The sequence below is a fragment of the Pseudomonas sp. PDM25 genome (assembly GCF_019219045.1).
GTDB lineage: Bacteria > Pseudomonadota > Gammaproteobacteria > Pseudomonadales > Pseudomonadaceae > Aquipseudomonas.
This window is the reverse complement of the sequence record NZ_JAHUWL010000020.1, coordinates 1-25,478: the sequence shown is the minus strand read 5'-3', so window position 1 is coordinate 25,478 and position 25,478 is coordinate 1. Positions and strand designations below refer to the sequence as shown.

The following is a 25,478-nucleotide window of genomic DNA, read 5'->3' as shown; positions in this document are numbered from 1 at the left end:
TAGCGGACGGTAGCGACACCGCGAATAGGCATCATCAAGGCCTGCATCGCTCGGAAAGCGATGTCCTGAGACCGAGTTGCGGCCATCGCGGGTTTAGCACATAGCTTTATGCCTGGAACCTATCGCTTCACCGCCACCCACGTAAAACACAACGGCAGCTGCACCGTCTGCTGCTCATACCGATCATAGAGTTCCTCGCGATTGGAATGCGGGTACTCCTTGAAGTGGCTGATCTGCAATCCCGCCTCGATGGCGCCGGTGAAGATGGCGCCCAGGGTGTGGACGAACCAGTAGGACGTCGAGGCCTGCTGTTCGATCTTGCCTTCGTAGACGATCGGCTGGTCCTGCACAAAAGGTTCGCTGCGAAAGTACGAGCTGTCCGGCCGATACGGATCGGCCGACTCGGGGTCGAACATTTCCAGGAAGGGGTGGGTTTCGTACACCACCAGGCTGCCGCCGGGCTTGAGGGTTTGTGCGACATGGCGGAAAAATTCAGCGATGTCCGGCATCCAGTTCAACACGCCGATGGTGATCAGGGCCACGTCGAAACGTCCATGAAGTTCTGTCGGCAAGTGATGGATGTCTGCCTCGATGAACTCAGGCGCATGGGGCGAGCGTGACGCCAGTTCCCGCGCCTGATCGAGGAACGCCTCGGACTGGTCGACGCCTGTGACGCTGCGGGCACCCAGCGCAAACAACGACAGGCTTTCGCGGCCGTTGTTGCAGCCCAGTTGCACCACGTCTTTGCCGTCGACACCGACCTGTTCCAGTAACCCTCGGAGGGTGTCGTCCAAGCAGCAAAAATCACTACAACCAACCGCCGTCAAACGGGACTGCCATTCGGGGGTGTCCTTGTGGTGTCGGGCGGAGTCATTCCAGGCATCGCGGTTGCTGGCGATGGCTTTTTCTTTTGTCGGCATTTCCATTGCGCGCTCCAGACTGGGGTCTTTCATTAATTGCGTGCTGACACTATAACCAACCGCGCTACAACCCACCCTCAGTCTGATCCAGCCGTTCACGCAAAAACTCGATCAACGCCTGCACCGGTCGCGATGCTTGACGGTGCTGCGGATAGACCGCCGACAACGTCAGCGGCTCGGAACGAAATGCTTCCAGCACCGGCACCAGCCTGCCGTCCTTCAACGCCGAACCCACAATGAAAATCGGCAAGTAAGTAATCCCCATGCCGGCGATCGCCGCGTCCCTGAGCAGTTCACCATTGTTCACCCGCATCCGCCCGGTGACATTGACCACCAACGGCTTGCCCTGCCCTTCGAAACGCCATTGCACCTGACGACCATGGCCGTAAGGCAGGCAGTCATGCGCGTGCAAGTCTTCGGGTTTGAGCGGCGTGCCGCGCTCGGCCAGGTAAGCCGGGCTGGCGCAGTACACCCGCTGGATGGAGCCGATGCGTCGGGCGATCAGCGTCGAATCCTCCAGAACGCCGATGCGCAGCGCCAGGTCATAACCCTCACTGAGCAAATCCACCGGTCGATCACTGAGATCGACCTCCACCGTGACATCGCGATAACGCTGCAAAAACACCGGCAGCAAACAGCCCAAACGCACCACTGCAAACGACAATGGCGCGCTTATGCGAATAGTGCCGCGGGGCTCAGTGGTCTGACCGGCGATGCCCTGCTCTACTTGCTCGACTTCGCCCAGCAGACGCAAGGCTGACTCGTAATAACTCTGCCCCAGTGGTGTCACGTCCAGTCGCCGAGTGGAGCGATTAAGCAGCCGCACACCCAGACGCTCTTCGAGTTGCATCAACCGCCGGCTGACGAACTGCTTGGACAGGCCCAATTGATCGGCCGCCGCGGTGAAGCTGCCGGAGTCCATGACCTGGCAAAAAATACGCATATCTTCGAACGGGTTCATTGTCACGCTCTGATTGACAGTCAGACACTGTATAGCCGCTTTTTGTCTCAAACGAAAATGCCCGCACATTGGCGGGCATTTTTCATTGTGGCGGGACTTACTTCGACGTCAGCACCGAGTAGCTGTTCATCAAATTGCGGTAGTTCGGAATGCGCGGCGACAGCAGGTTCGCCAGGCCTTCCATGTCGTTGCGCCAGTCGCCCTGCAGCTCGCAGGCCACCGAGAACCAGTTCACCAGTTGAGCACCGGCCGCCGCCATGCGCGCCCAGGCCGCTTGTTGCACGGTTTCGTTGAAGGTACCCGAGGCGTCGGTCACGACGAACACTTCAAACCCTTCAGCCAACGCCGACAGCGTCGGGAACGTCACGCAAACGTCGGTGACGACACCGGCGATGATCAGTTGCTTGCGGCCAGTGGCTTTAACGGCCTTGACGAAATCTTCGTTGTCCCACGCGTTGATCTGGCCTGGACGCGGGATGTACGGCGCGTCCGGGAACTGCTCTTTCAACTCGGGAACCATCGGGCCGTTCGGACCGTTTTCGAAGCTGGTGGTCAGGATGGTCGGCAGCTTGAAGAACTTGGCCACATCGCCCAGTGCCAGTACGTTGTTCTTGAATTCGTTCGGCGAGAAATCCTGGACCAGCGAGATCAGGCCCGTCTGGTGGTCGACCAACAGGACAACGGCGTCATCTTTGTTCAGGCGTTTGTACGGAACGTTGCTCATGTGAAACTCCTCGTTGGATGGGTGTTACATGCGGCGCCGACGTGCAGGGCCGGCGCTTTTCTGCGATCGTCAGAACGCGAAGCACGAGCAGCCGAACGCGCCCCAGAAACCCGCGAAATCGCTGACCGGCGCATTCGACAAACGCGCCTTTTCATGGCTATGGGAATGCACGCCGCACGGCCCGCTGCAATGGTGAACCTGCGCTTGCATCGGCGAGGTCGGACGCCAGTGCCCCGGCACTTTCACCACCGGCGACCAGTCCGGCAGCACCGGCACGCTGGCCGGTCCGAGTTTTTCAAAGTCACCGGCGGCGTACACCACCTTGCCGCCGACCACGGTCAACACCGACTCGATCCACTTGATCGCTTCTTCGTCGACGCTGAAAAAATCCGCGCTCAGGGCCGCGACGTCAGCCAGTTGGCCGACTTTGATCATGCCTTTCTTGCCCTGCTCGGAAGAGAACCAGGCGCTGCCGTGGGTGAACAGCTCCAGTGCGGTTTGACGAGACAAGCCCTCGGCATGCAATTCCAGGCCACCGACCGTACGGCCGCTGACCATCCAGTACAGCGAAGTCCAGGGGTTGTAGCTGGACACTCGCGTGGCATCGGTGCCGGCGCCGACCGGTACACCTTCGGCCAGCATGCGTTTGATCGGCGGGGTCGCTTCGGCGGCTTTGGCGCCGTAACGCTCGACGAAATATTCGCCTTGGAACGCCATGCGGTCCTGGATCGCGATGCCGCCACCCAGCGCCCTCACCCGCTCAATGTTCTGCGGGGTGATGGTTTCGGCATGGTCGAAAAACCATGGCAAACCGTTGAACGGAATGTCGCGGTTAACCTTCTCGAACACGTCGAGCATGCGGCTGATGGATTCGTTGTACGTGGCGTGCAAACGGAACGGCCAGCGCTGCTCGACCAAGTGGCGCACCACCGGCTCCAGCTCGTCTTCCATGGTTTGTGGCAGGTCCGGACGCGGTTCGAGGAAGTCCTCGAAATCCGCCGCTGAAAACACCAGCATTTCCCCGGCGCCGTTGTGCCGCAGGTAATCGTCGCCCTGATGCAGGGTCACGCTGCTGGTCCAATTCTTGAAATCGGTCAGCTCTTCCTTGGGCTTCTGGGTGAACAGGTTGTAGGCGATGCGAACAGTCAGCTGCTGGTCCTTGGCCAACTGCTCGATCACCTGATAATCGTCCGGATAATTCTGGAAACCGCCGCCGGCATCGATGGCGCTGGTCAGGCCGAGACGGTTGAGTTCGCGCATGAATTGACGGGTCGAGTTGACCTGATATTCCAGCGGCAACTTCGGCCCCTTCGCCAGGGTCGAGTAGAGAATCATCGCGTTAGGACGGGCGACCAGCATGCCGGTCGGTTCACCGTTGGCATCGCGCACAATCTCGCCACCCGGCGGGTTCGGCGTGTTGCGGGTGTAACCGGCCACGCGCAACGCGGCACGGTTGAGCAAGGCGCGGTCGTACAAATGCAGGACAAATACCGGTGTATCCGGCGCGGCCTGATTGAGTTCTTCGAGGGTCGGCATGCGCTTTTCAGCGAACTGGAATTCGTTCCAGCCGCCGACCACGCGCACCCATTGCGGCGTGGGTGTGCGGTCGGCCTGATCCTTGAGCATGCGCAGGGCATCGGCCAGCGACGGCACCCCTTCCCAGCGCAATTCGAGGTTGTAGTTCAGACCGCCACGGATCAGGTGCAAGTGCGAGTCGTTGAGGCCGGGAATGACGCAGCGACCCTTGAGATCGATGACCTGCGTACCCGAACCGCGCAGGGCCATGGCTTCGGCGTCGGTGCCGACCGCGACGAAACGACCATTGCTGATCGCTACGGCGCTGGCGCGTGGGTTTTCACGGTCAACCGTATGAAATTGGCCATTGAACAAAATCAGATCGGCGTTCATCACTTTTCCTTGGGCTGAGTGGAAGAGGACAGCCAGGGCGCGAACAATCGCGTCGCCATTGGCATGAACAGGTACACCACCGACACGACGATGGTCAGCGTGATCAGGAACGTCGCGACCACGTAATTGGACAGGAAGGTATTGAGCTGCAGCAGCGGGCCCCAGATCAGCGGCACCAGCAAGGTGTGCGGCAAAATCACCAACAACGTCACCACGGCCTGCTTCCATCGCGGCGGTGGTGGCGAAGCGGCGTCGGCTTGCGGCGCGAACCAGAATTCGTTGACCGGATTGACCTCGGTCTGGTCGCCGTCAGCGAGCATCGGCGTGGCTTCGTTGACCAGTTCCAGCCGTTGCGGTGAATCGAGCCAGCGCTGCATCGATTCGGTGGTGCAAAAGCGCAGCACGCAGGTGTACAGGTCAAGTCCGGCGCTCTTGCCGCGAATCACATCGACGCCCAAGTGCCCTTCCTGCTGCCCGGCAATACTGACAATGTTGCGCAACCAGGCTTCGTAGGGCACTTCAAAACCCGCCTTGATCCTGTGCTTGATTACCAGGGTCACGACTTCCTCGAAACGATTGGATTCAGGCATAACGCAAAGCTCCGGCGAATCGGACATTGAGCGCCAGCCGTCCCGGCCCGGCGATAAGAACGCTAGTGAACAGAATCAACAGCAGCCAACCGAACTGCCCTTCATCAAGACTCCATTGCGCATGCACCACCAGCAGCGCGATCAGCAACACCGCTAAAATCGGCAGACACGCCAGACGTACCAGCACCCCGGCGATGATCAGCAACGGGCACAGCACCTCGGCAAAAATCGCCAGCATCAGCGTGGCGTTCGCGCCCAAGTGGAAAGGGTCTTCGATGACTTGCAGTTGAGCGGTGTAGTTAAGCAGTTTCGGCAAACCGTGCACCCACAGCAGAAACAAACCACCGCTGCCCCGCAAAAACAGCAGTCCGAGATCCTGGGCCCGCTCATCCCATCGCGACGTATTCATGGGCTACCTGCACGAATGAAAAACCACCGGCGCTCATGCGCCGGGACTTGGTTTGATAGTGCCGGTCTGAGGTCGGGAAAAATTGGATGTGTGTGCTCTTTTGTGGATGAGCCCGGCGGTACGATCCACCGCAGATCCCTTGTGTGCGAGCCTGTTCGCGATAGCGGTGGGCCAGGCAAAATCAATGCTCGATGACACATCGCCTTCGCGAGCGGACTCCCACAGTTGGACAGGGGACATCAGGATATAAACAGGTCGGCTGTCAGGCCGCCTTCGCGAGCAAGCCCGCTCCCACAATGGAGCGGCGTACGCCTTTCGCTTCTCACCACTCAACAGGCCGAGCGTTAGCTCGCCTGCAGCTCTTGATCTTGATCCACCCGCCCCTTCGGCAGGCTGAGTGGAGGTGTTCATCTGGGGGATAGGCGCGCAGCGCCGTTCGACGAAGTCGAACACATCGAGAGGAGGTCGAAGCGAAGCCGACCGGAGGCGATGCCCCCAGATGAATACCGGAACGAAGGAACGCCGAGCCTAGGCGAGGGGCCGGACGCTTGGGGCGAGCCTTTTTGGGTACTTTTTTGGCGTTTGAAAAAAGTGCCTCGCCGTAAGGGCGAAACCGCCAGCCGCCGTTACCGCAGAAATGGATATGTACACCTGAAAGAGATTGGTCGGCTATCAGGCCGCCATCGCGAGCAAGCCCGCTCCCACAGTTGGACTGGGTACTTCAGGATATAAACAGGTCGGCCCGGAGGCCGCCACGGTCAAGCCGAAATCGGCAAAGGCCTGGACATGAACTCACTGATCCGCGACCGCAACCACCGCTCCGCCGGATCGTTGTCATGCACCCCACTCCAGGCCATCGAAAGTTGCGCCGCTTCAATCGGAAACGGCGGGTCTTCGGCCCGCAACGCACACCCCTCGACCAACGCACATGCGGCGTAATCCGGCACGGTGGCGATCATCTCGGTCCCGGCCAGCAACGCCCGCAACCCACTGAACTGCGGAACGCCCAACACCACCCGCCGACTGCGTCCGATCTTCGCGAGATCAAGATCAATGTTGCCGCTCAAATCCCCCGAAAACGACACCATCGCATGCGGTCGTTCACAGTATTCATCCAGCGACAGCGCCCCCGGTCGTTTGTCACCACGCAGCACCTTGCATGGAATATCCCGCAACGTCTTGCGCTTGGCATTGGCCGGCAGATCCGTGGTGTAACTCACTCCCACTGAAATCTCCCCAGACGCCAGCAACGCCGGCATCAGCAGATAATTCGCCCGCCGCACGACCACAATGATCCCTGGCGCCTCTTCCCGGAGCTGGCTCAACAAGGGCGGAAACAAGCCAAACTCGGCGTCGTCCGACAGCCCAATGCGAAACACATCGCAGCTTGTAGCGGGATCGAATTCTTTAGCTCGGCTCACGGCCCCGGAAATCACATCCATCGCCGGTTGCAGCTCCTTGAGAATCGCCAGTGCCCGCCCTGTCGGCTCCATCCCGCGGCCGTTGCGCAACAGCAGCGGATCGTCGAACAGATCCCGTAACCGTCCCAGCGCGGCACTCACCGCCGGCTGCCCCATGAACAGTTTTTCAGCCACACGGGTGAGGTTCTTTTCGAACATCAACGCTTCGAAAATCACTAACAGGTTCATGTCGACGCGGCGCAGATCGTTACGGTTCACAGGCAGATTCCCCTTGTGTGTTCAGCCAGGCACTTAGCGTTGGAATTTACTCGATCAGCGGTACGTTGGCCGCACGTTTGTAAGGACCGTACTCCACCGGTACCCATTGGAAATGCTTGCCCTCTGCCGCGATATGGCCGATGCCGGGAAACGGCAAATGCGCCGCTGTTACCCAGATTTTGCTCGCCGCCGCATCACTGAAAACCCTGGCGCGGCTCTTGATCGCTTGCTGACTGTTGACGTCAAAGCCGATCGACACTTCAGGGTGTTCGAACTGCACCGCCAGGTTATGCACCAGATCCCCCATGAACAGAATGCTCTGACCCTGCGAGGTGAAGCGGTACGTGGTGCTGCCCGGCGTATGGCCGGTCTCGATAACCGCCTCCACACCCGGTACGGGCGACTGACCGGCATCGAACGTCTTGAAGCGACCTGCCGCGACGTAGGCCGCGGTCGAATCCTGGGCGATTTTGAAATACGGCTTGGCACCCTCGGGCGCCTTGCCGAAGGCTTGAGGATCGAGCCAGTAGTCAGCTTCTGCCTTTGCCGCGTAAACAGTGGCGTTGGCGAAAACCGGTTTCTGCTGGCCGTCGACCAGTCCGCAGACATGGTCCAAATGCAGGTGGGTCAACAAAACCGTATCGACCTGCGCCGGCTCATAACCGGCGGCTTTCATATTGTCTGACAGCATCCCGGCGGTAGCACCAATGCACTGGCCGGCACCGGTATCGACGAGGATCAATTGCTTGCCAGTGTTGATCAAAAAGGCATTGAACGCGGTTTGTACGCCCGGCGTTTCAATCGAACGGCGAGCCAGCAGCGCGCGGATCTGACTTTGAGTCAGGCCTTTGAGCAGTTTGGGCGACAGATCGTTGTAGCCATCGAACAACGCCGTCACCTCGTAATCGCCCACCGCCAACCGGTAATAACCCGGCACTTGCGCGCCGACTTGCGCCGGTGCCTGAGCCGAGGAAATGCCGGACGCCAGCGCTGCCGCGAGCCCCAACGCGCAAACCAGAGAATGTTGCATGCCACCACCTTGGTCGAGTCAGAAGAGCGGCCACGCACAACGCCGCCAGATAACGTCGATTTTGCACGGCTGGCACCCGCAGAAATTGCAGCAATGTGCTGAGTTAGCGCTGTTGGTTACCAACCGCACATCGACGGAATTAACAACGTTTAACTCGCCTGCCAGAGCCCTGCGACCAAAAATGAAGCTCACCGACAAGGACATCTGTCATGGCTCATTCTCAGCAAAACGTCGTCCGCGAGACGACCACTGAAACGCGAAAGAAAACGACCGGCGGCCTGACTCCGTGGCGCGAAAGCCTGGTCAAGCAACTGATCCTCGAGCGCCTTGGTGAAACCGTTGAAGTGACCGAACTGGCCCGCGCCTGCGCCCTTTCGCGCAGCCATTTCTCCCGCGCGTTCAAGTGCAGCACCGGGCTCTCGCCTCAGGACTGGATTCGCAACCAGCGCATCGCCCGCGCCAAGCAATTGATCCAGAACACTGACCTGACGCTGACGCAAATCAGTCTCGAATGCGGCTTCTGCGATCAAGCGCATTTCTGCCACATCTTCACTCGCAATGAAGGCATCACTCCATTTGCATGGCGTTGCCGCACCGTGCGCTCCCCGGCCCACCGCCCCGCCTGCACCGCTCAACTTCACGCGCAATAAACCCGCTACAAAGCTTCCATGGCATAGGATCGGGGGGCCAGGGATTAACGCTTAGTCCTTCAAAAACGCCAGCAGATCGGCGTTGAGCTGATCCTTGTGGGTATCAGTCAAGCCATGGGGGGCGCCGGGGTAGATCTTCAACGTAGATCCTTTCACCAGTTTTGCAGACGCAATACCCGACGCTTCTATCGGCACCACCTGGTCAGCATCGCCATGCACCACCAGCGTCGGAATGTCGAACTTCTTCAGGTCTTCGGTGAAGTCGGTTTCGGAGAACGCCTTGATGCAGTCATAAGCGTTCTTGTGGCCGGAGGTCATGCCTTGCATCCAGAACCAGTCGATCATGCCCTGGGATGGCTTGGCGTCTGGTTTGTTGAAGCCGAAGAACGGACCGCTGGCGAGGTCGATATAAAGCTGCGAACGGTCGGCCAGAGATGCCTTGCGAATGCCGTCAAACACCTCGATCGGCAGGCCGCCAGGGTTGGCTTCAGTCTTGAGCATCAGCGGCGGCACCGAAGAAATCAGCCCGGCCCTGGCTACCCGCCCGGTACCGTGGCGACCAATGTAGCGCGCCACTTCACCGCCGCCGGTGGAGAAGCCGAACAGCACGGCATCTTTGAGGTCCAGCCACTCGATCAACTGCGCCAGATCATCGGCGTAGGTGTCCATGTCGTTGCCGGTCCACGGCTGGCTGGAGCGCCCATGACCGCGGCGATCATGGGCAATCACCCGGTAGCCTTTGGCAGCCAGGAAGATCATCTGCGACTCCCAGCTGTCGGCGTTCAACGGCCAGCCGTGGCTGAAGACAATAGGCTGACCGGTGCCCCAGTCCTTGTAATAAATCTCGGTGCCGTCTCGGGTCGTGAACGTACTCATGTGTTGTCTCCTTAGTGAGTGTTGGGGTGAATCAAACCGGTGAGTGGCTCATGCGTTCAGCCAGCCGCGCCACTCGCTCGCCCAGATGGGCGGCGGTGCGGCGGTCTTCGGGGGGCGGTGCGCGTTCGGGGGACTGTTCGACATTCGACTGCGCCATGGCGCCCAGCGAGCTGCCCAGGCGATTCATTTGCCCATCGAACACGCCCGTGCTCGAACGCGCCGGCAGCAGGTCGAGGCCAACCCAGATCATTGAATGCTGCGCGGCGAACACTGCCATCTGCAGCAAAGTGTTGAGTTTGTCGCCGCACAGGCAGCCGGAATTGGTGAAGCCGGCCGCCAGTTTGTCGCGCCAGGGTTGGGCCAGGTAGAACGCCGCCGTGGCGTCCATGAACCCCTTGAAGGGTGCCGAGGCGCTACCCATGTAGGTCGGCGCGCCGAAGATGATTGCGTCGGCGTTGTGCAAATGGTCCCAGTGCCGGTCCACGTCCTCGACCGAAATCAGCCGGCAGGTACTGCCGTGCCTTTCCACGCCTTGGGCCACGGCTTCGGCCATGACACGGGTGTGCCCGTAGCCACTGTGATAGACCACCACCACGTTGCTCATTCCGACGTCCTCATGACATGTTTAATCCCTTTGTTCCACGGCAGCCCTTCTGTGGGAGCGAGCCTGCTCGCGAAAACGTTGTATCAGTCACCCACGATGTTGAATGTGCCCGCCGCCTTCGCGAGCAGGCTCGCTCCCACAGACCGGTGGCCGTTGAAGATGCAGAGTTTTGAGCGTAGACCGGACGCAGGACGAGTTAAACGTTGTTAATTTTCCCTGGCGCGCCAAAAGCCTCAGCGATACCTTCAAGACCGTCGCGCCCAATAATTACGGAACCCATGAACAAGGGCGGAGAACCAGCAGTCCAGGCAGACACCGCAGAGTCATCCGGCCAGCGCATTGCGTTGCCGTAAAAACCTGACGAATATGCTCTAAAACCGCGTATCAGACGGCTGCAAGCAGGAGTGACACGTTGACCCTTCCCCCCGACCAAGCCATCCATTTCGGCCCCTACCGGATCTATCCCGGACAACGTCTGGTCATGGAGGCCGACCAGCCCCTGCGCCTGGGTCGACGTGCCATGGACATTCTGTTGATCCTTTTGGAACACGCCGGGGAGGTGGTCAGCAAACAAACACTGATCGCCAGGGTCTGGCCGAAAAACGTGGTGGAAGACATCAACCTGCGGGTGCACATGGCCGCCTTGCGCAAGGCCCTCGGCGACGGACAGGCCGGCCAGCGTTACATCATCACCGTGGCGCAGCGCGGGTACAGCTTTGTGGCGCCGTATTCGCTCGAGCACATCGAGCACCCTCCAGGGAGCGCAGCATACGTGCCGAGTGGCCACAATCTGCCCGTTCGTCGAACCCGCATGATCGGCCGCCAGTCTCTCGTCGATAGCCTGATGGTCCAGCTGTCACGCCAGCGTTTCATTACTCTGGTCGGGCCCGGCGGGATCGGCAAAACCACCGTGGCCCTGCGTGTCGCCGAACAACTGATCGGGCGCTACCGGGATGGCATTCGCCTGCTGGACCTGGCGCCGATCAATGATCCGTCGATGATCACCGTTCACCTGGCGACATTGCTCGAACTGTCCTTGCACGACGCCGAGCCGATGAGCGGCCTCGCCGCGTTTTTGCGCGACCGGCAGATGCTGCTGGTGATCGACAACTGCGAACACCTGGTCGACGCCATCGCATTGCTGAGCGAGAGCCTCCTGCGCGCCGCGCCAGAGGTGCACATTCTGGCCACCAGCCGTGAGAGCTTGCGGGCCGAAGGTGAATGTGTCCAACGCCTGGAGTCGCTGGACTGCCCTCCCCCCATTGCCGTGCCAGACCGCACTCAGGCCCTGACCTTTTCCGCCCTGCAGTTGTTCGTCGAACGGGCGATGGCCAGCCACGACAGCTTCGAACTGACCGATGACGAGCTGCCGCTGGCAATTGAAATCTGCCGGCGTCTGGACGGTATTCCATTGGCGATCGAATTGGCGGCCGCGCAAGTCAACAGCCTCGGATTGAGCGGATTACTGACCCAGCTCCAAGGCAGTTTTCGCCTGCTCACCCAGGGTTGCCAGACCACACTGGGCCGACACCAAACCTTGCGCGCCACACTGGACTGGAGCTTCGAGCTGCTCAATGCCTGCGAACAAGCCTGCTTGCGCCGACTGGGTGTGTTCAGGGGCGGGTTCACCCTGGAATCGGCGGCGGCGGTGATCGTCGGCGAACACATCGAACCGCAAGCAGTGTTTGGCTCGATCACGCAACTGGTGGCCAAATCGCTGCTGAACGTGGAGGTGGGTGACGAAGAGGTGTTTTACCGATTGCTCGACACTACCCGCAGCTATGCCCTGGAGAAACTCGACCAGGCCGCCGACCTGCCCGATACCCGGGAACGTCACGCCAAGCGCTGCCTGGCGTTGATGAATCAGGCCCAGCACGACTGGGAGCTGATCCCGACAGGTACATGGATCGAGCGTTATACCCGCGGTCTGGAAGACATTCGTTCGGCCCTCGACTGGTGCTTTAACGCGCAAGGACCGCAGGCATTGGCGATCCGCCTGACGGCAGCTTCCACACCGCTGTGGCAGGAACTGTCGCTGCTCAAAGAGCACGGCCTCTACGTGCGCAGGGCGCTGGCCCTGCTCGATGCAACGTCCGATCCCTGCCCGCAGCTGAAAATAGCCCTGCATCTCGCCCTCGGCAGTTCTTGCTATCACACTCAGATGAGCACGGCTGAAACCATCGAGGCTTTCGTCAGCGCCAGAACCCTGGCCAAGCAATGCAACGATTTGGCTGGTCAGTTGCGGGCGGTGTCCGGGCACATGGCGGTCAACCTCTGTTGCGCCAATTATCAATTGGCCCTGGAACAGAGCCGGCAATTCGATCGATTGGGGCTGCACGGCGATGCAGTGTTGTCCCTCAGCATGCATCGCTTGCGGGTGCTGGCGTTGCACTTTGCCGGGGACCAACAGCAGGCGCGGATCAATGCCGAGCAGGTGCTTCAGCGCATGGCCCAGAGCGGCCACCTCAACCGCTTCACCTACGGTTTTGGCGTGCACTACGATCAGAGCGTCGCCGCCTTGACGATTCTGGCGCGCATCCTCTGGTTGCAGGGGCAACCGGAACAAGCCTGGCACACCGCCCGGCAAGCGCTGGACATTGCGACCCAGATCAACCACGGCACGTCCATCTGCTACACCCTGGCGCTGGCCGGTTGCCCGATCGCTCACTACAACGGCGATACCCGAACGGCTCGTGAACTCTTGCGCCAGCTGCTGGAACAAGCACAGAAACACTCGGTGCTGCTGTTCTACACCTGGGCCCGACACTATGCGCAGGTGATCGACAGCGCCGAGGCGCACTTGCCTCTTCAGCCAGGCGTGGGGCTGATCAAGGACATCATGGTCACGCTGGATGGCAGTTTCGTCGATGACGCCCTGTTGCAACGGGCCGACACCGGTACGGCTGGCTGGAGCACGGCGGAAGTACTGCGGGCCCGGGCTGATGCGCTGCTGGCCGAGGATTGCCCACTGAAAACCGAAGCGGCCGAGGCCGTGCTGATCAGGGCATTGAACGTGGCGAAACATCAGGGCGCCCTGGCTTGGGAACTGCGCAGCGCCACCTCGCTGGCGCAACTTTGGCAGCGTCAGGGCCTGTATCAGCAAGCTCATGAGCTGCTGGCGCCGATCTACAATCGGTTCACCGAGGGATTTTCTACACCGGACCTGAGCAAAGTCCGTCGACTACTCGAGGAGCTCAATGGGCAACTGCACGCCTGAGACCCAGCGCGCCCGGCTGATGTAATGCGAATAGCGCTGCTCAAACGCCCGCAGGTGGCCGTTGTGTTCGAGCTTCTCAAGGGCATAGGTGCGCGTGGTGTTGAGAAAGCGATAACGGGTCGTGCCGTTGACCTGATCCATCGAGAGCAACGATTTGGCGACCAATCGCGTCACCAGCGCCGCCAGTTGATCGGGCTTCAGCTCCGCGCAACTGCACACGCCAATCGCGGCATCGAGGGTGAATGACATTTTGAACACCGACAAGCGCTGCAACACGGTTTGTTCCGGCAGGCTCAGCCGTTCATAGCTCCAGTCCAGGGCAGCTTTGAGCGTCTGATGTCGGGGCACCGCCGTACGCCGGCCTTGGGTCAGCAGCTGAAGACAGTTATCCAGCTGAGCTTGCAAACCGACCAACGCCAGCGCATGGATCTGCGCCGCAGCCAGTTCGATGGCCAGTGGCAAACCGTCGAGCCGCCGACAGATTTCACGGACCGCCTTGAGGTCTTGTTCGCGCAAGGCAAACCCTTGTTGACGGGTTCGGGCACGGCTGACGAACAGCTGCACCGCCGAATACCCCATGGCTTCGGCGACACTGTGCAACGCCGACGCGGGCGGCACCGCCAGAGACGGTACACGCTGAACCGTTTCCCCTCCTGCCTGTAAAGGCTCGCGGCTGGTCACCAGAATGGACAGCCGAGGCGCCGACATCAGCAAATCCTCGACCAGGGTTCGACAGCGTTCCAGCAGGTGTTCGCAGTTGTCCAGCACCAGCAACGCGTGCCAGTTTGCCAGCACCTCCAGCGTCGTGCCGATCTCCCGTTCAAGGGTCTGGGTCAGATGATCGACCACTCGCGCGGGGTCATCGACAGATGCGAAATCAACCAGCCAAACCCCCTCTTCATAGTGCTGCAACAACAGTTCGGCGACACGCAATGCCACCGTGGTCTTGCCGACGCCACCGGGGCCGACCAGCGTCATGAAACGCCGGACCGGCAACTGTCGGACCAGACTGCCGACCAGCGAATCCCGACCGGTCACCGGCGTGAGTCGTGCGGGCAGGTTGTGCTGATGTTTTTGCACGGTCTCGATCAAGAGCCGCGTGCCCCCGGACGCGGGCTGCACCGGGGCGATAAAACTGTAACCGCGCTGGGGAATGTTGACGATGTAGCGCTGGCCATTCTGCCCGTCGCCAAGCGCCCGACGCAGGGCGGCAATGTGCACGCGCAGGTTGATTTCCTCGACCACGGACGTCGGCCAGACGTGAGCAATCAGTTCGTCCTTGCTGACCACGTTGCCGGCGCGCTCGACCAACACCTGGAGGATATCCAGCGCCCGACCGCCCATGCGCAGCGGTCGATCACCTTCGAGGATCAGCCGTTGCCGCAGATGGAATGCATAGGGGCCGAATCGCAGCACCGCATCGCTGTTTAAATCTCTGAGGCTGTTCATGCACATTCACGTGCTGAAACCTGGCCCGGCTCACAGTGCAGCAACATCCCTTGCACCCGCCTTCCAGGTTCCCGCACCTCCATTGCAAAGCGTTCAGGGTATCTTGGCAGGCATCAGTGACGGTACAACTGCCACGGAGGGAGCGTCACAGCCATCACGGTGCGCATAACGGACAAGAAGGCTCTAGCTGAACTGCTCACGGTATTGGGTCGGCGTCAAACCAAGCTTTTCACTGAACAGAAAACGCATGTGCCGTACGCTGCCGAAGCCACTTTTGAACGCCACTGTCTTGAGTGGCAAGTCGCTGGTTTCCAGCAGATTCCTGGCGCTGTCGATACGCGCACTTTGCAGAAATTCCATGGGCGTCATGTTCACTTCCCGAGCAAACATCCGGGCGAAGTGCCGCGCACTCATGTTCGCGAGGCTGGCCATGCGTTCGATGCTGAATGCTTCATCGAGGTGTTCGAGCACAAAGTTCTGCACACGAGTGATCGGTGTTTCCTGCGGTGCGACAGCAGCCATCAACGGGCTGAATTGCGCCTGCCCACCCTGCCGCTTCATGACCACCAGCAATACCTTGGCGACGTCCTGGGCGACTTTCTTGCCATGGTCTTCGGTGACCACCGACAGTGCCAGGTCGATGCCGGCAGTGACGCCGCCGGAAGTGATGAGGTTGCGGTCCTGCACGTAAATCTGATCGGTTTCGACGGTAGCCTTCGGGAAGCCTTTGATCAGTCGTTCGGTGTAATGCCAGTGGGTGGTCACGCGATAACCGTCCAGCAAACCGGCATGCCCCAGCACGAACGCACCGGTGCAGATCGAGCCATATCGCTCGGCGCGACCGACCGCGGCTTTGAGCCAACACAACAACGGTGGATGTTTTTCGTTGTAGGCACCCGGACCGCCCGGCACCAGCAACAGGTCATACGCCTGATCCGCCTGATCAATGTGCAAATCGGCCTGGACGCTGACGCCGTTGGAGGCACGCAGTGCGCCATGCTCGGTGCCGATGGTCGACAGTTCGTAACGATCATCCGGTGCCAGATATCGATTGGCGATGGAAAACACTTCCATCGGGCCTGCCATGTCCAGCAGGAGAAAGTCCGGGAACAACACAATAGCCACGGTTTTCATGGGTTCAAAATCACTGAAGTCAAAAGAAAATCCATCTGCCAAACACCACCCCCCTGTGGGAGCGGGCTTGCTCGCGAAAGCGGTGTATCAGTCACCCACAATATTGAATGTGACGCCGCTTTCGTCGGATCGCCGCCCGGAGACAAGCCCGCTCCCACAGGGTTTGGTGTCGGTATCAGAAGAATGCTGTGCATTATGGCCAAATGTGGCATCGGCGTCGGAGAAGAATACGTGATCGCCTGCCGATCACTGTCAACCTCAACAGGACAGTATTTCAATTTCCACCTACTTATTGCACCAACCCGTAACCATTAACCTTCTCCTCACTCGGACGAATCAACGTCCCCACAGGAGATTTCATCATGCTGACCCTTCGCAAAGCTTCGGATCGCGGCGCGGCCAATCACGGTTGGTTGAAGTCGTTCCATACCTTTTCCTTCGCCAACTATCGCAACCCGAAAGAGCAGGGTTTTTCCGACCTGCTGGTGATCAACGATGACCGGGTTGCCGCCGGTAAAGGTTTCGGCCAGCACCCACACCGCGACATGGAGATTTTCTCTTATGTGCTCGAAGGTGCTTTGGAACACAAAGACACCCTGGGCACTGGCTCGGTGATCCGCCCCGGCGACGTGCAGTTGATGAGCGCCGGCAGCGGCGTGGCGCACAGCGAATACAACCACTCGACCACCCGGCCGGTGCACTTCCTGCAAATCTGGATCGTGCCGGACATCAGCGGCGCCAAACCGCGCTATCAGCAAGAGCATTTCAGCCCGCAAAAGAAACGCGGCCGTCTGCAACTGATCATCTCCCCCGACGGGGCGAAAGGCTCGCTGAAGGTGCGTCAGGACGCACGGGTGTATGCGGCGCTGATCGACGGTAAGGAAAGCGCTGCGCTGGAATTGGCCACCAACCGCTATGCCTATGTGCATGTGGCCCGCGGCAATGTCGAGCTCAACGGCGTGCCGTTGCAGGAAGGCGATGGCGTGCGGGTTCGCGATGAACAGGTGCTGACCTTGAGCAATGGCGTCGATGCCGAGGTATTGATCTTTGACCTGCGGCCGCAAGAACTGCCGGAAATGCCATAAAGATCAAGAGATCGCAGCCTCGTTTCACTCGACAGCTCCTACAGGGATTCGTGCAGTGCTGGCCCTGCGGGCGGTGACGGGTTCACGAACTGGTCCCACAGCATCATCAACAGCAACTTGCCTGGAGCCGCGCGACGGTTTCATTCGCTACGTTTCAGGCTATCGCCGGGTATGCGTATTCGGCGTTGTTCAACGCCAGCGGCGGCGATCACGCGTTATTGTTTGTCATTGCAGCCGGCGCCATTGTGGTAGCACTGTTACTGGAACAGGTCATGCGCTTGCTGAACAGATCAAACAATGTGGGAGCCTGCTCGCGAAGACGGCGTCGCATTCAACAAAGTAGGTGACTGACACACCGCATTCGCGAGCAGGCTCCCACAGGGATCAGTGCATTGGATTGAATCATTCGTTCACTCATGCGATCCCATTTACAGATGACTTTCTCAACAGGACGCCGACATGAATCTGCCCCAAACCATGACCCTGATTGAAATCACCGAACCCGGTGGTCCGGAGGTTTTAAAGCCGCGCCAGGAACCGGTCCCCACCGCAGGTGCAGGCGAAGTGCTGATTCTCGTGCACGCTGCCGGGGTCAACCGTCCCGATGTGATTCAACGCGCCGGCAAGTACCCGATGAAACCCGGCATGAGCCCGATTCCCGGTCTGGAAGTGGCCGGTGAAGTGGTGGCGATCGGCGCTGGCGTCAACGAATTCATCGTCGGCGATAATGTCTGTGCACTGACCAACGGCGGCGGTTACGCACAATATTGCGTTGCACCGGCCAGCCAGACGTTGCCGATTCCTGAAGGGATGGATTGGGTGCACGCCGCGGCGGTGCCAGAAACTTTCTTCACCGTGTGGGCCAATCTGTTCGACATGGGCGGCGCCAGCAAAGGCCAGCGCGCATTAATTCACGGCGGCACCAGCGGCATCGGCACCACCGCGTTGATGTTGTGTCGCGAATTCGGCATCAAGGCTTTCGCCACGGCGGGCAGTGAGGAGAAGTGTGCGGCGATCCGCACGTTGGGGGCCGAGGCGATCAACTATCGCGATCAGGACTTCGTCCAGGTCATCCAGGAAAGAACCGCCGGCAAGGGCGTCAATGTCATCCTCGACATCATGGGCGGTTCGTACCTGAATCAGAATATCGCGGCGTTGGGTATGGACGGTCGGCTGGTGATGCTGGGCTTTCTCGGTGGCGCCCACGCCAAAGACGTCGACCTGCTGGCGATCCTGGGCAAACGCGCGACGATCACTGGCTCACTGATGCGCGCGCGCACCCGCGAAGAAAAAGCCTCGATCGCCGAACAGTTGCACGAGTACGTCTGGCCCGTACTCGCCGCCGGGCGTTGCCTGCCGATGATCGACAAGGTCTATCCATTGACCGACGCGTCGCTGGCTCATGCCCGGATGGAAGCGGGTGATCACATCGGCAAGATTGTCTTGCGGGTGGACTGATCAGTAGCCCTCACCCGCCGCCAGGGCGCCGCTGATGATCGCGATGCCCGAGCTGGTGCCCAGTCGCGTGGCACCGGCCTCGATCATCGCCAGCGCAGTCGGGTCATCGCGTAGGCCACCGGAAGCCTTGACCCCAATAAGCGCGCCGACGGTGCGGCGTCGGGCCATACATACGACTGTCGAATTTATTCCTGCCTTCGCCACGCTTCTGTTAAAACCCGAACTTTCCTTTTGATCCTCCGGGCCACCGCATGTTTTCCAATCTGATGAGCCGCTTGGGCCGACGCTGGCTGCCGCTGCTGTGCATGGCCGTGCTAATCGTCGGCTTGCCGGTGAGCTGCGGCGTGCTCAAGTACACAGAACGCGAGTTGCTGTTCCGCATCGAGCCGGGCAACGCTGGTTGGTATCGTGGTCTGCCGCAGGACGTTCAGGAATTCGACATCAAGCCCGCCAGTTTCAAGGCCGGGCAAAGCCTGCATGCCTGGTGGTGGCCGGCCGCGCGTCGCGATGCGCCGTCGATCCTCTACCTGCATGGCGTGCGCTGGAACCTGACGGGCCAGGCGTTCCGCATCGAGCAATTGCGCGCCATGGGCTATTCGGTGCTGGCCATCGACTACCGCGGGTTTGGCCAGAGCAAGGGGGATCTGCCGTCGGAAGCCAGTGTTTATGAGGATGCGCGAGCCGCTTGGGAGCGCTTCACCCAGATGCAACCGGACGCCAACAAGCGCCTGATCTACGGCCATTCCCTGGGTGGCGCGGTGGCTATCGACCTGGCGGCAGACCTGGCCGCACAGGCGAAAAAGGTGCATGGCGTGGTGCCGGTGCGCGGTCTGGTAATCGAATCCACTTTCACCTCGCTGGGCGATGCCGTGGCGCAAGTGGCCGACAGCAACCTGCCAGTGAAATGGTTGCCGGTGCGCTGGCTGCTGTCGCAGAAATTCGATTCCATCGACAAGATTGTCGACATCAACATGCCGTTGCTGGTGGTCCATGGCCTGGCCGACCCGTTCATGCCCTCGCGGTTCAGCCAGCAGTTGTTCAATGCCGCCAACGAACCCAAGCACCTGTTATTGGTGCCCGGTGGTACACACAACAACAGCATGAGCCAGGGCGGTACCCAGTATCGCCAGGCACTCGACGGCTTGATGAAAACAAAACCGACACAAATGGCCGGGCCGGCCGTGGTTCGGGTCTCCCGGGAGTCTTGAGGTCTATCGGTAACCGCGGGCCTGCAAATCAAACAACTGCGCATAGCGCCCGCCCGCGGCCACCAGACTGTCGTGATCGCCCCGCTCAAGGATCGCTCCCTGGTCCAGCACAATGATGTGGTCCGCATTGCGCACGCTGGAAAACCGGTGAGAGATCAGCAACGTCATCCGGCCTTCGGTGTGCTCACTGAAGTGCTCGAATACCGCCGCTTCCGCCGCCGGGTCGAGTGCAGAGGTCGGCTCATCCAGAATCAGGATATCGGCGTTGCGCCGCATGTAGGCGCGCGACAACGCGATCTTCTGCCATTGCCCGCCGGACAACTCCTGCCCCCCGGCAAACCACCGCCCCAACTGAGTGGCATACCCTCGATCCAGCCCCTCGATAAAGGGCGCGGCCATGCCCTCGGCGGCGGCCTCCTGCCAGCGCTGTTCATCGTTGAACGCCAGGGTGTCACCGACGCCGATGTTCTCGCCGACGGAGAATTGGTAGCGGATGTAGTCCTGAAAAATCACCCCGATGCGCCGTCGCAGCACGTCTTCTTCCCACGCTTGCAGATCGCTGCCGTCCAGCAGGATACGGCCCTGATCAGGACGGTACAGCCGCGTCAGCAATTTGATCAGCGTGGTCTTGCCCGAACCGTTCTCCCCCACCAGCGCCACACTGTGGCCGGGCACAAGGTGAAGATCGATGCCTTCCAACGCAGCGCGACTGGCGCCCGGATAACGAAAGCCGACGTTTTCGAAACGCAGGCCATCGCCGGGCACCGCCCCCACGGTGAGGTTGCCGGTATCCGCCACGACAGGCTCGGCCAGGTATTCATAAAGACTGGAGAGGTAAAGGCCATCCTCGTAGAGACCGCTGATAGCACTCAAGCTGCTGCTGACTGCCGTCTGCCCCTGCTTGAATAACACCAGGTACATGGTCATCTGCCCGAGGCTGATGTTGCCATGGACGGTATCAACCACGACCCAGGCATAGGCCAGATAAAACGCGCCGGTGCCCAGTAGACCGAGGACAAATCCCCAGCCATCCCGACGTAGCGTCAGGCGCCGGTCTTCGGCATAGAGCCGTGCGAACGTGTCGCGATAACGCTTCAACAGCAGCGGCGCGAAGCCGAACAGTTTGACCTCTTTAATGTAGCCCTCGTGAGAGAGCAGCGTTTCGATGTAATTCTGTTGTCGACTCTCCGGCGCGCGACGGGTGAACAATCGAAAAGCATCGCCGGAAAAATGTGCTTCGGCGAAGAACACCGGCAACGCGCCGACCACCAGCAGTACCAGCGCCCAGGGCGAAAAATGCACCAGCAACACACCGAAGCTGATCAACACAATCAGGTTCTGGATCAGCCCCAACGACTTCATCACCAGTGCCAACGGCCGGGTCGATGCTTCGCGGCGCACTCGAACCAGTTTGTCGTAGAACTCGGAATTCTCGAACTGCACCAGCGATAACGTCTGGGCCTTCTCCAGAATCATCGTATTGACCTTCTGCCCCAACTGCACCCGCAATAGCGATTGCTGAACCGACAGCGCCCGCTGAGTCCCGGACAGCAATGCGAGCACGCCCGCTTCAAACAGCACATAACGCACGACCGGCCACAACGGCGCACTGCCCTGTTGTGCGTGCAACTGCATGGCCGTGACGACCGCATCGACAATGCGTTGTCCCAACCAGGCAGCCAGTGCCGGGAGTACACCGGCAATCAACGTCGCCAGCACCAATCCCAGAAACAGCCCGCGAGACGTTGCCCAGACCAGTAGCAAGGCGCGTCTCGCCTGGTCGAGTAACGAGGTGAAACGATCGAGAACAGGGTTCACTCCGTGATCCCCCCCTGATACCTCGCCCGATACCGTCCCGGACTTTCCCCCGTCCACTTCTTGAACGCCCGGTGAAACGCGCTAGGCTCCTGAAAGCCAAGCTGCTCGGCAATGTCACTGATGCTCGCACGACTGTGACGCAATTGCTCAAACGCAACGCCACGCCGCACCTCGTCCTTGATCTCCTGATACGAACACCCTTCCCGCTCCAGTTTTCGGCGAAAGGTGCTGGGGCTCAGGTGCTGTTCCAGGGCGAAGGCCTGCAAGGTCGGCCATTGGCTGTAATGGCTGTTACGCAGGCGCTGATGGACCTGCGACGCCAGGCCGTGCTGATTACGAAAACGGATCACCAGCCATTGCGGCGCGGTGCGCAAAAACACTTTCAGTGAGGCCAGATCCTGAACCACCGGCAGACGCAAATAGTGGCTGGCGAATTCGATTTCGGTGCGCTCGGCGCCAAAGGTCAGGTTGGGTCCCCAGAGTAAACGGTCATCGCTGAGCGACACTCGCTCATGGCGAAAATCTGCGCGGTCGATGGGGATGCGCCGCCCACCCAGCCAGCAGAGCAGACTGATCATCAATACCAGAAACGTCTCCTCGCCCAAACGACTGACGTCGCTGTTTGGCGAGTGATTCTGCAGGCTGATCACTGCACGTTTCCCGCGCACCGTCAGCGTGCCGCGAAAGTCGTGGAGGAATAGTGCGAAATTGGCCAGGCACTGGCGCATGGCTTTGTGCAGGTCAGGTTCCTGAATCAATGCCCGACAGATCAGGGCGAAACCGCCCGGCGGCATGCCATGGGAGTCGAGCCCGAAGAACTCATCGTTGAGCTCGCGGATCTGAATCAACCACAACGCGGCAAACGCACTCGCCGGTACACGCGCGGTGGGCTGCTCCATCAACGCCGGATCGATGCCGGCCTGTTCAAGCGCAGCCCTCTGACGTTGCGGATTGTTTCCCAGCCCATGGATCATTGCCTGCACGAAGTAGGCGGAAACCGAGTCCTTTTCCCGCATGTGAACGCTTCTCTCCCCATCACCCGAATGGCAAAAAACACCAGTGCCGTTGAACAGTTTCGGCATAGGACAACCGCCCTGCCGGCTCTAGACTCGCGGCCAATAGTACGCCTTCGGCCACTACGGCGGCCAAGGTATCGCGGGATTTGATCGGAAGGACAGAACATGAATCTGCAAAACATTGGCGTGATCGGCGCAGGCACCATGGGCAATGGCATTGCGCAAGTCTGCGCCTTGGCCGGTTTTAACGTGACCTTGCTCGACATCTCCGAGAGCGCCCTGCAAAAGGCCGTCGCAACCGTCAGTAAAAACCTCGATCGACAGATCGCCAAGGAAACGCTGACGCAAGAGCAAAAGCTCGCCGCCCTCGACAAGATCCGCACCAGCACCGACTACAGCAACCTGCAGAACGTGCAACTGGTGATCGAAGCCGCGACCGAAAACCTCGAACTGAAACTGCGCGTGCTGCAACAGATTGCCGCGCAGGTAAGCGATCATTGCGTGATTGCCTCCAACACGTCTTCGCTGTCCATCACCCAACTCGCGGCCAGCGTGAGCCAGCCTGAGCGCTTCATCGGTCTGCACTTCTTCAACCCCGTGCCGGTGATGGGTCTGATCGAAGTGATTCGCGGTTTGCAAACCAGCGACGCCACCCACGCCCTGGCGCTGGACATGGCGACCACTCTCGGTAAAACCGCGATCACCGCGGGCAACCGTCCGGGTTTCGTGGTCAACCGGATTCTGGTGCCGATGATCAACGAAGCGATCCTGGTGTTTCAGGAAGGCCTGGCCAGCGCCGAAGATATCGACGCCGGCATGCGCCTGGGCTGCAATCAGCCGATAGGGCCGTTGGCGTTGGCGGACCTGATCGGCCTGGACACCGTGCTGGCGATCCTCGAAGCCTTCTACGACGGCTTCAACGATAGCAAGTACCGCCCTGCTCCACTGCTCAAGGAAATGGTCGCCGCCGGTTACCTGGGGCGCAAAACGGGGCGTGGCTTCCATGCCTATGCCTGAGCGTTGCTCGCGCTTTGCCGAGTATCGGGACAAGGTGCTGGAGCTGTTCGCCTGCAAAGGTTTCGGACAGGTCGGCATGCGTGAGCTCGCGACCTGCCTGGGGCTCGCTCCCGGCTCGTTGTATCACCATTACCCCAGCAAACAGCACTTGCTGCTCGACCTGATCGAAGAGTTCTACGAAGAACTGTTGGCAACCCTAGGGCGGATCGAGCAAAAGGCGCCGGCAAAACGTGAAAAACTCCACGCCCTTATCCGAGCGCATTTGAACCTGCATCAGGAGATGCCCTGGCATTTTCGTCTGGCGGAGCGTGACAGCGGCTGCCTGAATGAAGAACAACAGGAACGGGTTCGGCAACTGCGCGAGCAATACGAGCGCCGACTGCTGCTGATGCTCGGAACAAGGCCTCGTCTCAGCGAGCAGGCGCAACTTGCCACCGGGCACGCCATCGCCAATTTGCTGAACAGCGCGCCCAGCTGGTTGGCGCAGCACACGCTGAGTGAGGCGGAGCGAGATGAGCTGTTGGAAAACCTGGTCAGTGGTGCCATCGAGCGTTTGCTGCGCCCCTCGGTTTCACGCGCAGTAGCTTGAGGGCCCTGGACGATATTTCCGTGATCGTGGATCGACACCTAGGCGCAGGAAGCCATAAGCCACGTCGCTTCAATAGAAAAAACATCTAAACAATTCCCGCCAATCACGACATCTAACGCTTTGCTAATGGGAGCCCAATCACTGCGGAGCTGGAGGTGAATTCAGCCTCCCTCCGCTTCTTCGTTACCGGGAGCAAAGCATGAAAATCAATCCCTACCTGATCTTCAATGGCGACTGCAAAGCCGCTTTCACCTTCTATGCCCAAAGCCTGCCAGGCCAAATCGAAGTCATGATGACCTTCGGCGAAAGCCCCGCGCGCGAGCACTTTCCGGCGGACTACCACAACCTGATCATCCACACCCGCCTGCTGGTGGGCGATCAGGCGATCATGGGCTCGGACACAACACCTGATCGCCCTACTGACGAAATGAGCGGCTGTTCGGTTTCACTGAATGTCGACAGCATTGCGGAGGCTGAACGGATCTTCGCTGCATTGTCGGAAGACGGCAGCGTTCAAATGCCACTAGAAGCGACGTTCTGGGCAGCACGTTTCGGGATGCTGGTTGATCGGTTTGGGGTGTCGTGGATGGTGAACTGCGAAAAGGATCAGTAAAACTCACTTTCTCAAGGCATGAAAAAAGCCCAACCTGAAAGGTTGGGCTTCTGGCAACTGCCGGACTGTCTGCTACCGTCAACACGCTACCTCGTACAGCCGCGGATTGTTCGGAGGAACCCCACTGCCTGCCCAGGACGTGCCTTAGTCCACTCGCCTCAAACTGTCACTGCTCATCGACGCGAGAGTCGAGCCTGCTCCTCCCATCACTCAGGTAGAAGAAAAACTACGCGAAGAGTCCGCCAAGCTCGGCGGCGATGCCGTGGTTGTGGTCTACGACCATATCCAATCGGTGGGCGCCTATGTCAACGGTCCACTGTGGGCTCGCGACGTAAAAACCATCGAAGGTCGGAAACTCAAAGGGATTGTGATCAAGTACCGGTGATGTCCGTTCGCACTTTCCTGCGGACAAAACAAAACCCCTACCTGCATACGCAGATAGGGGTTTCGGAATTTAATCTTGACGATGACCTACTCTCACATGGGGAAACCCCACACTACCATCGGCGATGCATCGTTTCAC

Annotated in this window: 22 protein-coding genes and 3 pseudogenes; 10 read left to right on the top strand and 15 right to left on the bottom strand. The window is 59.9% G+C overall.

Features of this window, described 5'->3' with window-relative positions:
* Positions 1-119: 119 nt before the first annotated feature.
* The 8 genes from KW848_RS27615 to KW848_RS27580 all read right to left on the bottom strand — a co-directional run bounded on the left by KW848_RS27615 (position 120) and on the right by KW848_RS27580 (position 8,221).
* The gene (locus KW848_RS27615) at positions 120-926 is read right to left on the bottom strand and encodes a bifunctional 2-polyprenyl-6-hydroxyphenol methylase/3-demethylubiquinol 3-O-methyltransferase UbiG (RefSeq protein ID WP_218538687.1); all 807 of its coding nucleotides are present in this window, start codon (positions 924-926) and stop codon (positions 120-122) included.
* Between the two features lie 58 nt (positions 927-984).
* Positions 985-1,881 (bottom strand): LysR family transcriptional regulator, encoded by an 897-nt coding sequence (locus KW848_RS27610; RefSeq protein WP_218538686.1) that lies wholly within the window; start codon positions 1,879-1,881, stop codon positions 985-987.
* Positions 1,882-1,978: 97 nt separating this feature from the next.
* Complete coding sequence (gene ycaC / locus KW848_RS27605; protein ID WP_008032694.1) at positions 1,979-2,605, bottom strand: isochorismate family cysteine hydrolase YcaC; 627 nt, start codon at positions 2,603-2,605, stop codon at positions 1,979-1,981.
* A 69-nt stretch (positions 2,606-2,674) separates the two neighbouring features.
* Entirely contained in the window at positions 2,675-4,513 is a 1,839-nt protein-coding gene (locus KW848_RS27600) for an amidohydrolase (protein ID WP_140684210.1), read from the bottom strand.
* On the bottom strand, positions 4,513-5,103 hold the full coding sequence (locus KW848_RS27595; RefSeq protein WP_218538685.1) for an antibiotic biosynthesis monooxygenase: 591 nt from the start codon (positions 5,101-5,103) through the stop codon (positions 4,513-4,515). Before KW848_RS27595 ends, KW848_RS27600 begins: the two co-directional genes overlap by 1 nt.
* Positions 5,096-5,512, bottom strand: coding sequence for a DoxX family protein (locus KW848_RS27590; protein ID WP_218538684.1), 417 nt, complete (start codon positions 5,510-5,512; stop codon positions 5,096-5,098). The genes KW848_RS27595 and KW848_RS27590 overlap by 8 nt, the downstream gene beginning before the upstream one ends.
* Before the next feature lie 758 nt (positions 5,513-6,270).
* The gene (locus tag KW848_RS27585) at positions 6,271-7,191 is read right to left on the bottom strand and encodes a LysR family transcriptional regulator (RefSeq protein WP_134104805.1); all 921 of its coding nucleotides are present in this window, start codon (positions 7,189-7,191) and stop codon (positions 6,271-6,273) included.
* Positions 7,192-7,237: 46 nt separating this feature from the next.
* Complete coding sequence (locus tag KW848_RS27580) at positions 7,238-8,221, bottom strand: MBL fold metallo-hydrolase (protein ID WP_218538683.1); 984 nt, start codon at positions 8,219-8,221, stop codon at positions 7,238-7,240.
* 209 nt (positions 8,222-8,430) lie between these two features.
* On the opposite strand from KW848_RS27580, the gene KW848_RS27575 reads away from it, so the two are divergent.
* Complete coding sequence (locus tag KW848_RS27575; RefSeq protein ID WP_111452053.1) at positions 8,431-8,871, top strand: helix-turn-helix domain-containing protein; 441 nt, start codon at positions 8,431-8,433, stop codon at positions 8,869-8,871.
* Between the two features lie 51 nt (positions 8,872-8,922).
* Here KW848_RS27575 and KW848_RS27570 read toward each other — a convergent pair whose 3' ends face one another.
* Both KW848_RS27570 and KW848_RS27565 read right to left on the bottom strand, forming a co-directional pair.
* Positions 8,923-9,747 carry an alpha/beta fold hydrolase gene (locus KW848_RS27570; protein WP_218538682.1) on the bottom strand — a complete coding sequence of 275 codons (825 nt, stop codon included), beginning with the start codon at positions 9,745-9,747 and terminating at the stop codon, positions 8,923-8,925.
* Between the two features lie 31 nt (positions 9,748-9,778).
* On the bottom strand, positions 9,779-10,351 hold the full coding sequence (locus KW848_RS27565; protein ID WP_218538681.1) for a flavodoxin family protein: 573 nt from the start codon (positions 10,349-10,351) through the stop codon (positions 9,779-9,781).
* Between the two features lie 412 nt (positions 10,352-10,763).
* On the opposite strand from KW848_RS27565, the gene KW848_RS27560 reads away from it, so the two are divergent.
* The gene (locus KW848_RS27560) at positions 10,764-13,568 is read left to right on the top strand and encodes a winged helix-turn-helix domain-containing protein (protein ID WP_218538680.1); all 2,805 of its coding nucleotides are present in this window, start codon (positions 10,764-10,766) and stop codon (positions 13,566-13,568) included.
* On the opposite strand, the gene KW848_RS27555 is transcribed toward KW848_RS27560, so the two are convergent.
* Positions 13,533-15,017, bottom strand: a complete 1,485-nt coding sequence (locus KW848_RS27555) for a winged helix-turn-helix domain-containing protein (protein ID WP_218538679.1) — start codon at positions 15,015-15,017, stop codon at positions 13,533-13,535. The genes KW848_RS27560 and KW848_RS27555 overlap by 36 nt on opposite strands.
* A 183-nt stretch (positions 15,018-15,200) precedes the next feature.
* Positions 15,201-16,151, bottom strand: coding sequence for a GlxA family transcriptional regulator (locus KW848_RS27550; RefSeq protein ID WP_192407636.1), 951 nt, complete (start codon positions 16,149-16,151; stop codon positions 15,201-15,203).
* Between the two features lie 362 nt (positions 16,152-16,513).
* On the opposite strand from KW848_RS27550, the gene KW848_RS27545 reads away from it, so the two are divergent.
* The 3 genes and pseudogenes from KW848_RS27545 (at position 16,514) to KW848_RS27535 (ending at position 18,694) form a co-directional block, all read left to right on the top strand.
* Complete coding sequence (locus tag KW848_RS27545; protein ID WP_218538678.1) at positions 16,514-17,236, top strand: pirin family protein; 723 nt, start codon at positions 16,514-16,516, stop codon at positions 17,234-17,236.
* 77 nt (positions 17,237-17,313) lie between these two features.
* Positions 17,314-17,583 (top strand): annotated as a pseudogene (locus tag KW848_RS27540) (YbfB/YjiJ family MFS transporter); the annotation flags it as partial.
* 112 nt (positions 17,584-17,695) lie between these two features.
* The gene (locus KW848_RS27535; RefSeq protein ID WP_218538677.1) at positions 17,696-18,694 is read left to right on the top strand and encodes an NAD(P)H-quinone oxidoreductase; all 999 of its coding nucleotides are present in this window, start codon (positions 17,696-17,698) and stop codon (positions 18,692-18,694) included.
* On the opposite strand, the pseudogene KW848_RS27530 reads toward KW848_RS27535, so the two are convergent.
* Positions 18,695-18,925 (bottom strand): annotated as a pseudogene (locus tag KW848_RS27530) (2-deoxyribose-5-phosphate aldolase); the annotation flags it as partial.
* A gap of 20 nt (positions 18,926-18,945) precedes the next feature.
* On the opposite strand from KW848_RS27530, the gene KW848_RS27525 reads away from it, so the two are divergent.
* Positions 18,946-19,902, top strand: coding sequence for an alpha/beta hydrolase (locus KW848_RS27525; protein WP_218538676.1), 957 nt, complete (start codon positions 18,946-18,948; stop codon positions 19,900-19,902).
* Between the two features lie 3 nt (positions 19,903-19,905).
* On the opposite strand, the gene KW848_RS27520 is transcribed toward KW848_RS27525, so the two are convergent.
* Positions 19,906-21,720, bottom strand: a complete 1,815-nt coding sequence (locus KW848_RS27520) for an ABC transporter ATP-binding protein (protein ID WP_218538675.1) — start codon at positions 21,718-21,720, stop codon at positions 19,906-19,908.
* Positions 21,717-22,736 carry an AraC family transcriptional regulator gene (locus KW848_RS27515; RefSeq protein ID WP_192407629.1) on the bottom strand — a complete coding sequence of 340 codons (1,020 nt, stop codon included), beginning with the start codon at positions 22,734-22,736 and terminating at the stop codon, positions 21,717-21,719. Before KW848_RS27515 ends, KW848_RS27520 begins: the two co-directional genes overlap by 4 nt.
* 165 nt (positions 22,737-22,901) lie before the next feature.
* Between KW848_RS27515 and KW848_RS27510 the strand changes: the two genes are divergently transcribed.
* The 4 genes and pseudogenes from KW848_RS27510 to KW848_RS31980 all read left to right on the top strand — a co-directional run.
* Complete coding sequence (locus KW848_RS27510; RefSeq protein ID WP_192407627.1) at positions 22,902-23,753, top strand: 3-hydroxybutyryl-CoA dehydrogenase; 852 nt, start codon at positions 22,902-22,904, stop codon at positions 23,751-23,753.
* A complete protein-coding gene (locus KW848_RS27505; RefSeq protein WP_218538674.1) occupies positions 23,740-24,342 on the top strand; it encodes a TetR/AcrR family transcriptional regulator in 603 nt (200 codons plus the stop codon). The genes KW848_RS27510 and KW848_RS27505 overlap by 14 nt, the downstream gene beginning before the upstream one ends.
* A gap of 199 nt (positions 24,343-24,541) precedes the next feature.
* A complete protein-coding gene (locus tag KW848_RS27500; RefSeq protein WP_134104782.1) occupies positions 24,542-24,955 on the top strand; it encodes a VOC family protein in 414 nt (137 codons plus the stop codon).
* 169 nt (positions 24,956-25,124) lie between these two features.
* Positions 25,125-25,340, top strand: a pseudogene (locus KW848_RS31980) (hypothetical protein); the annotation flags it as partial.
* Between the last annotated feature and the right edge of the window lie 138 nt (positions 25,341-25,478).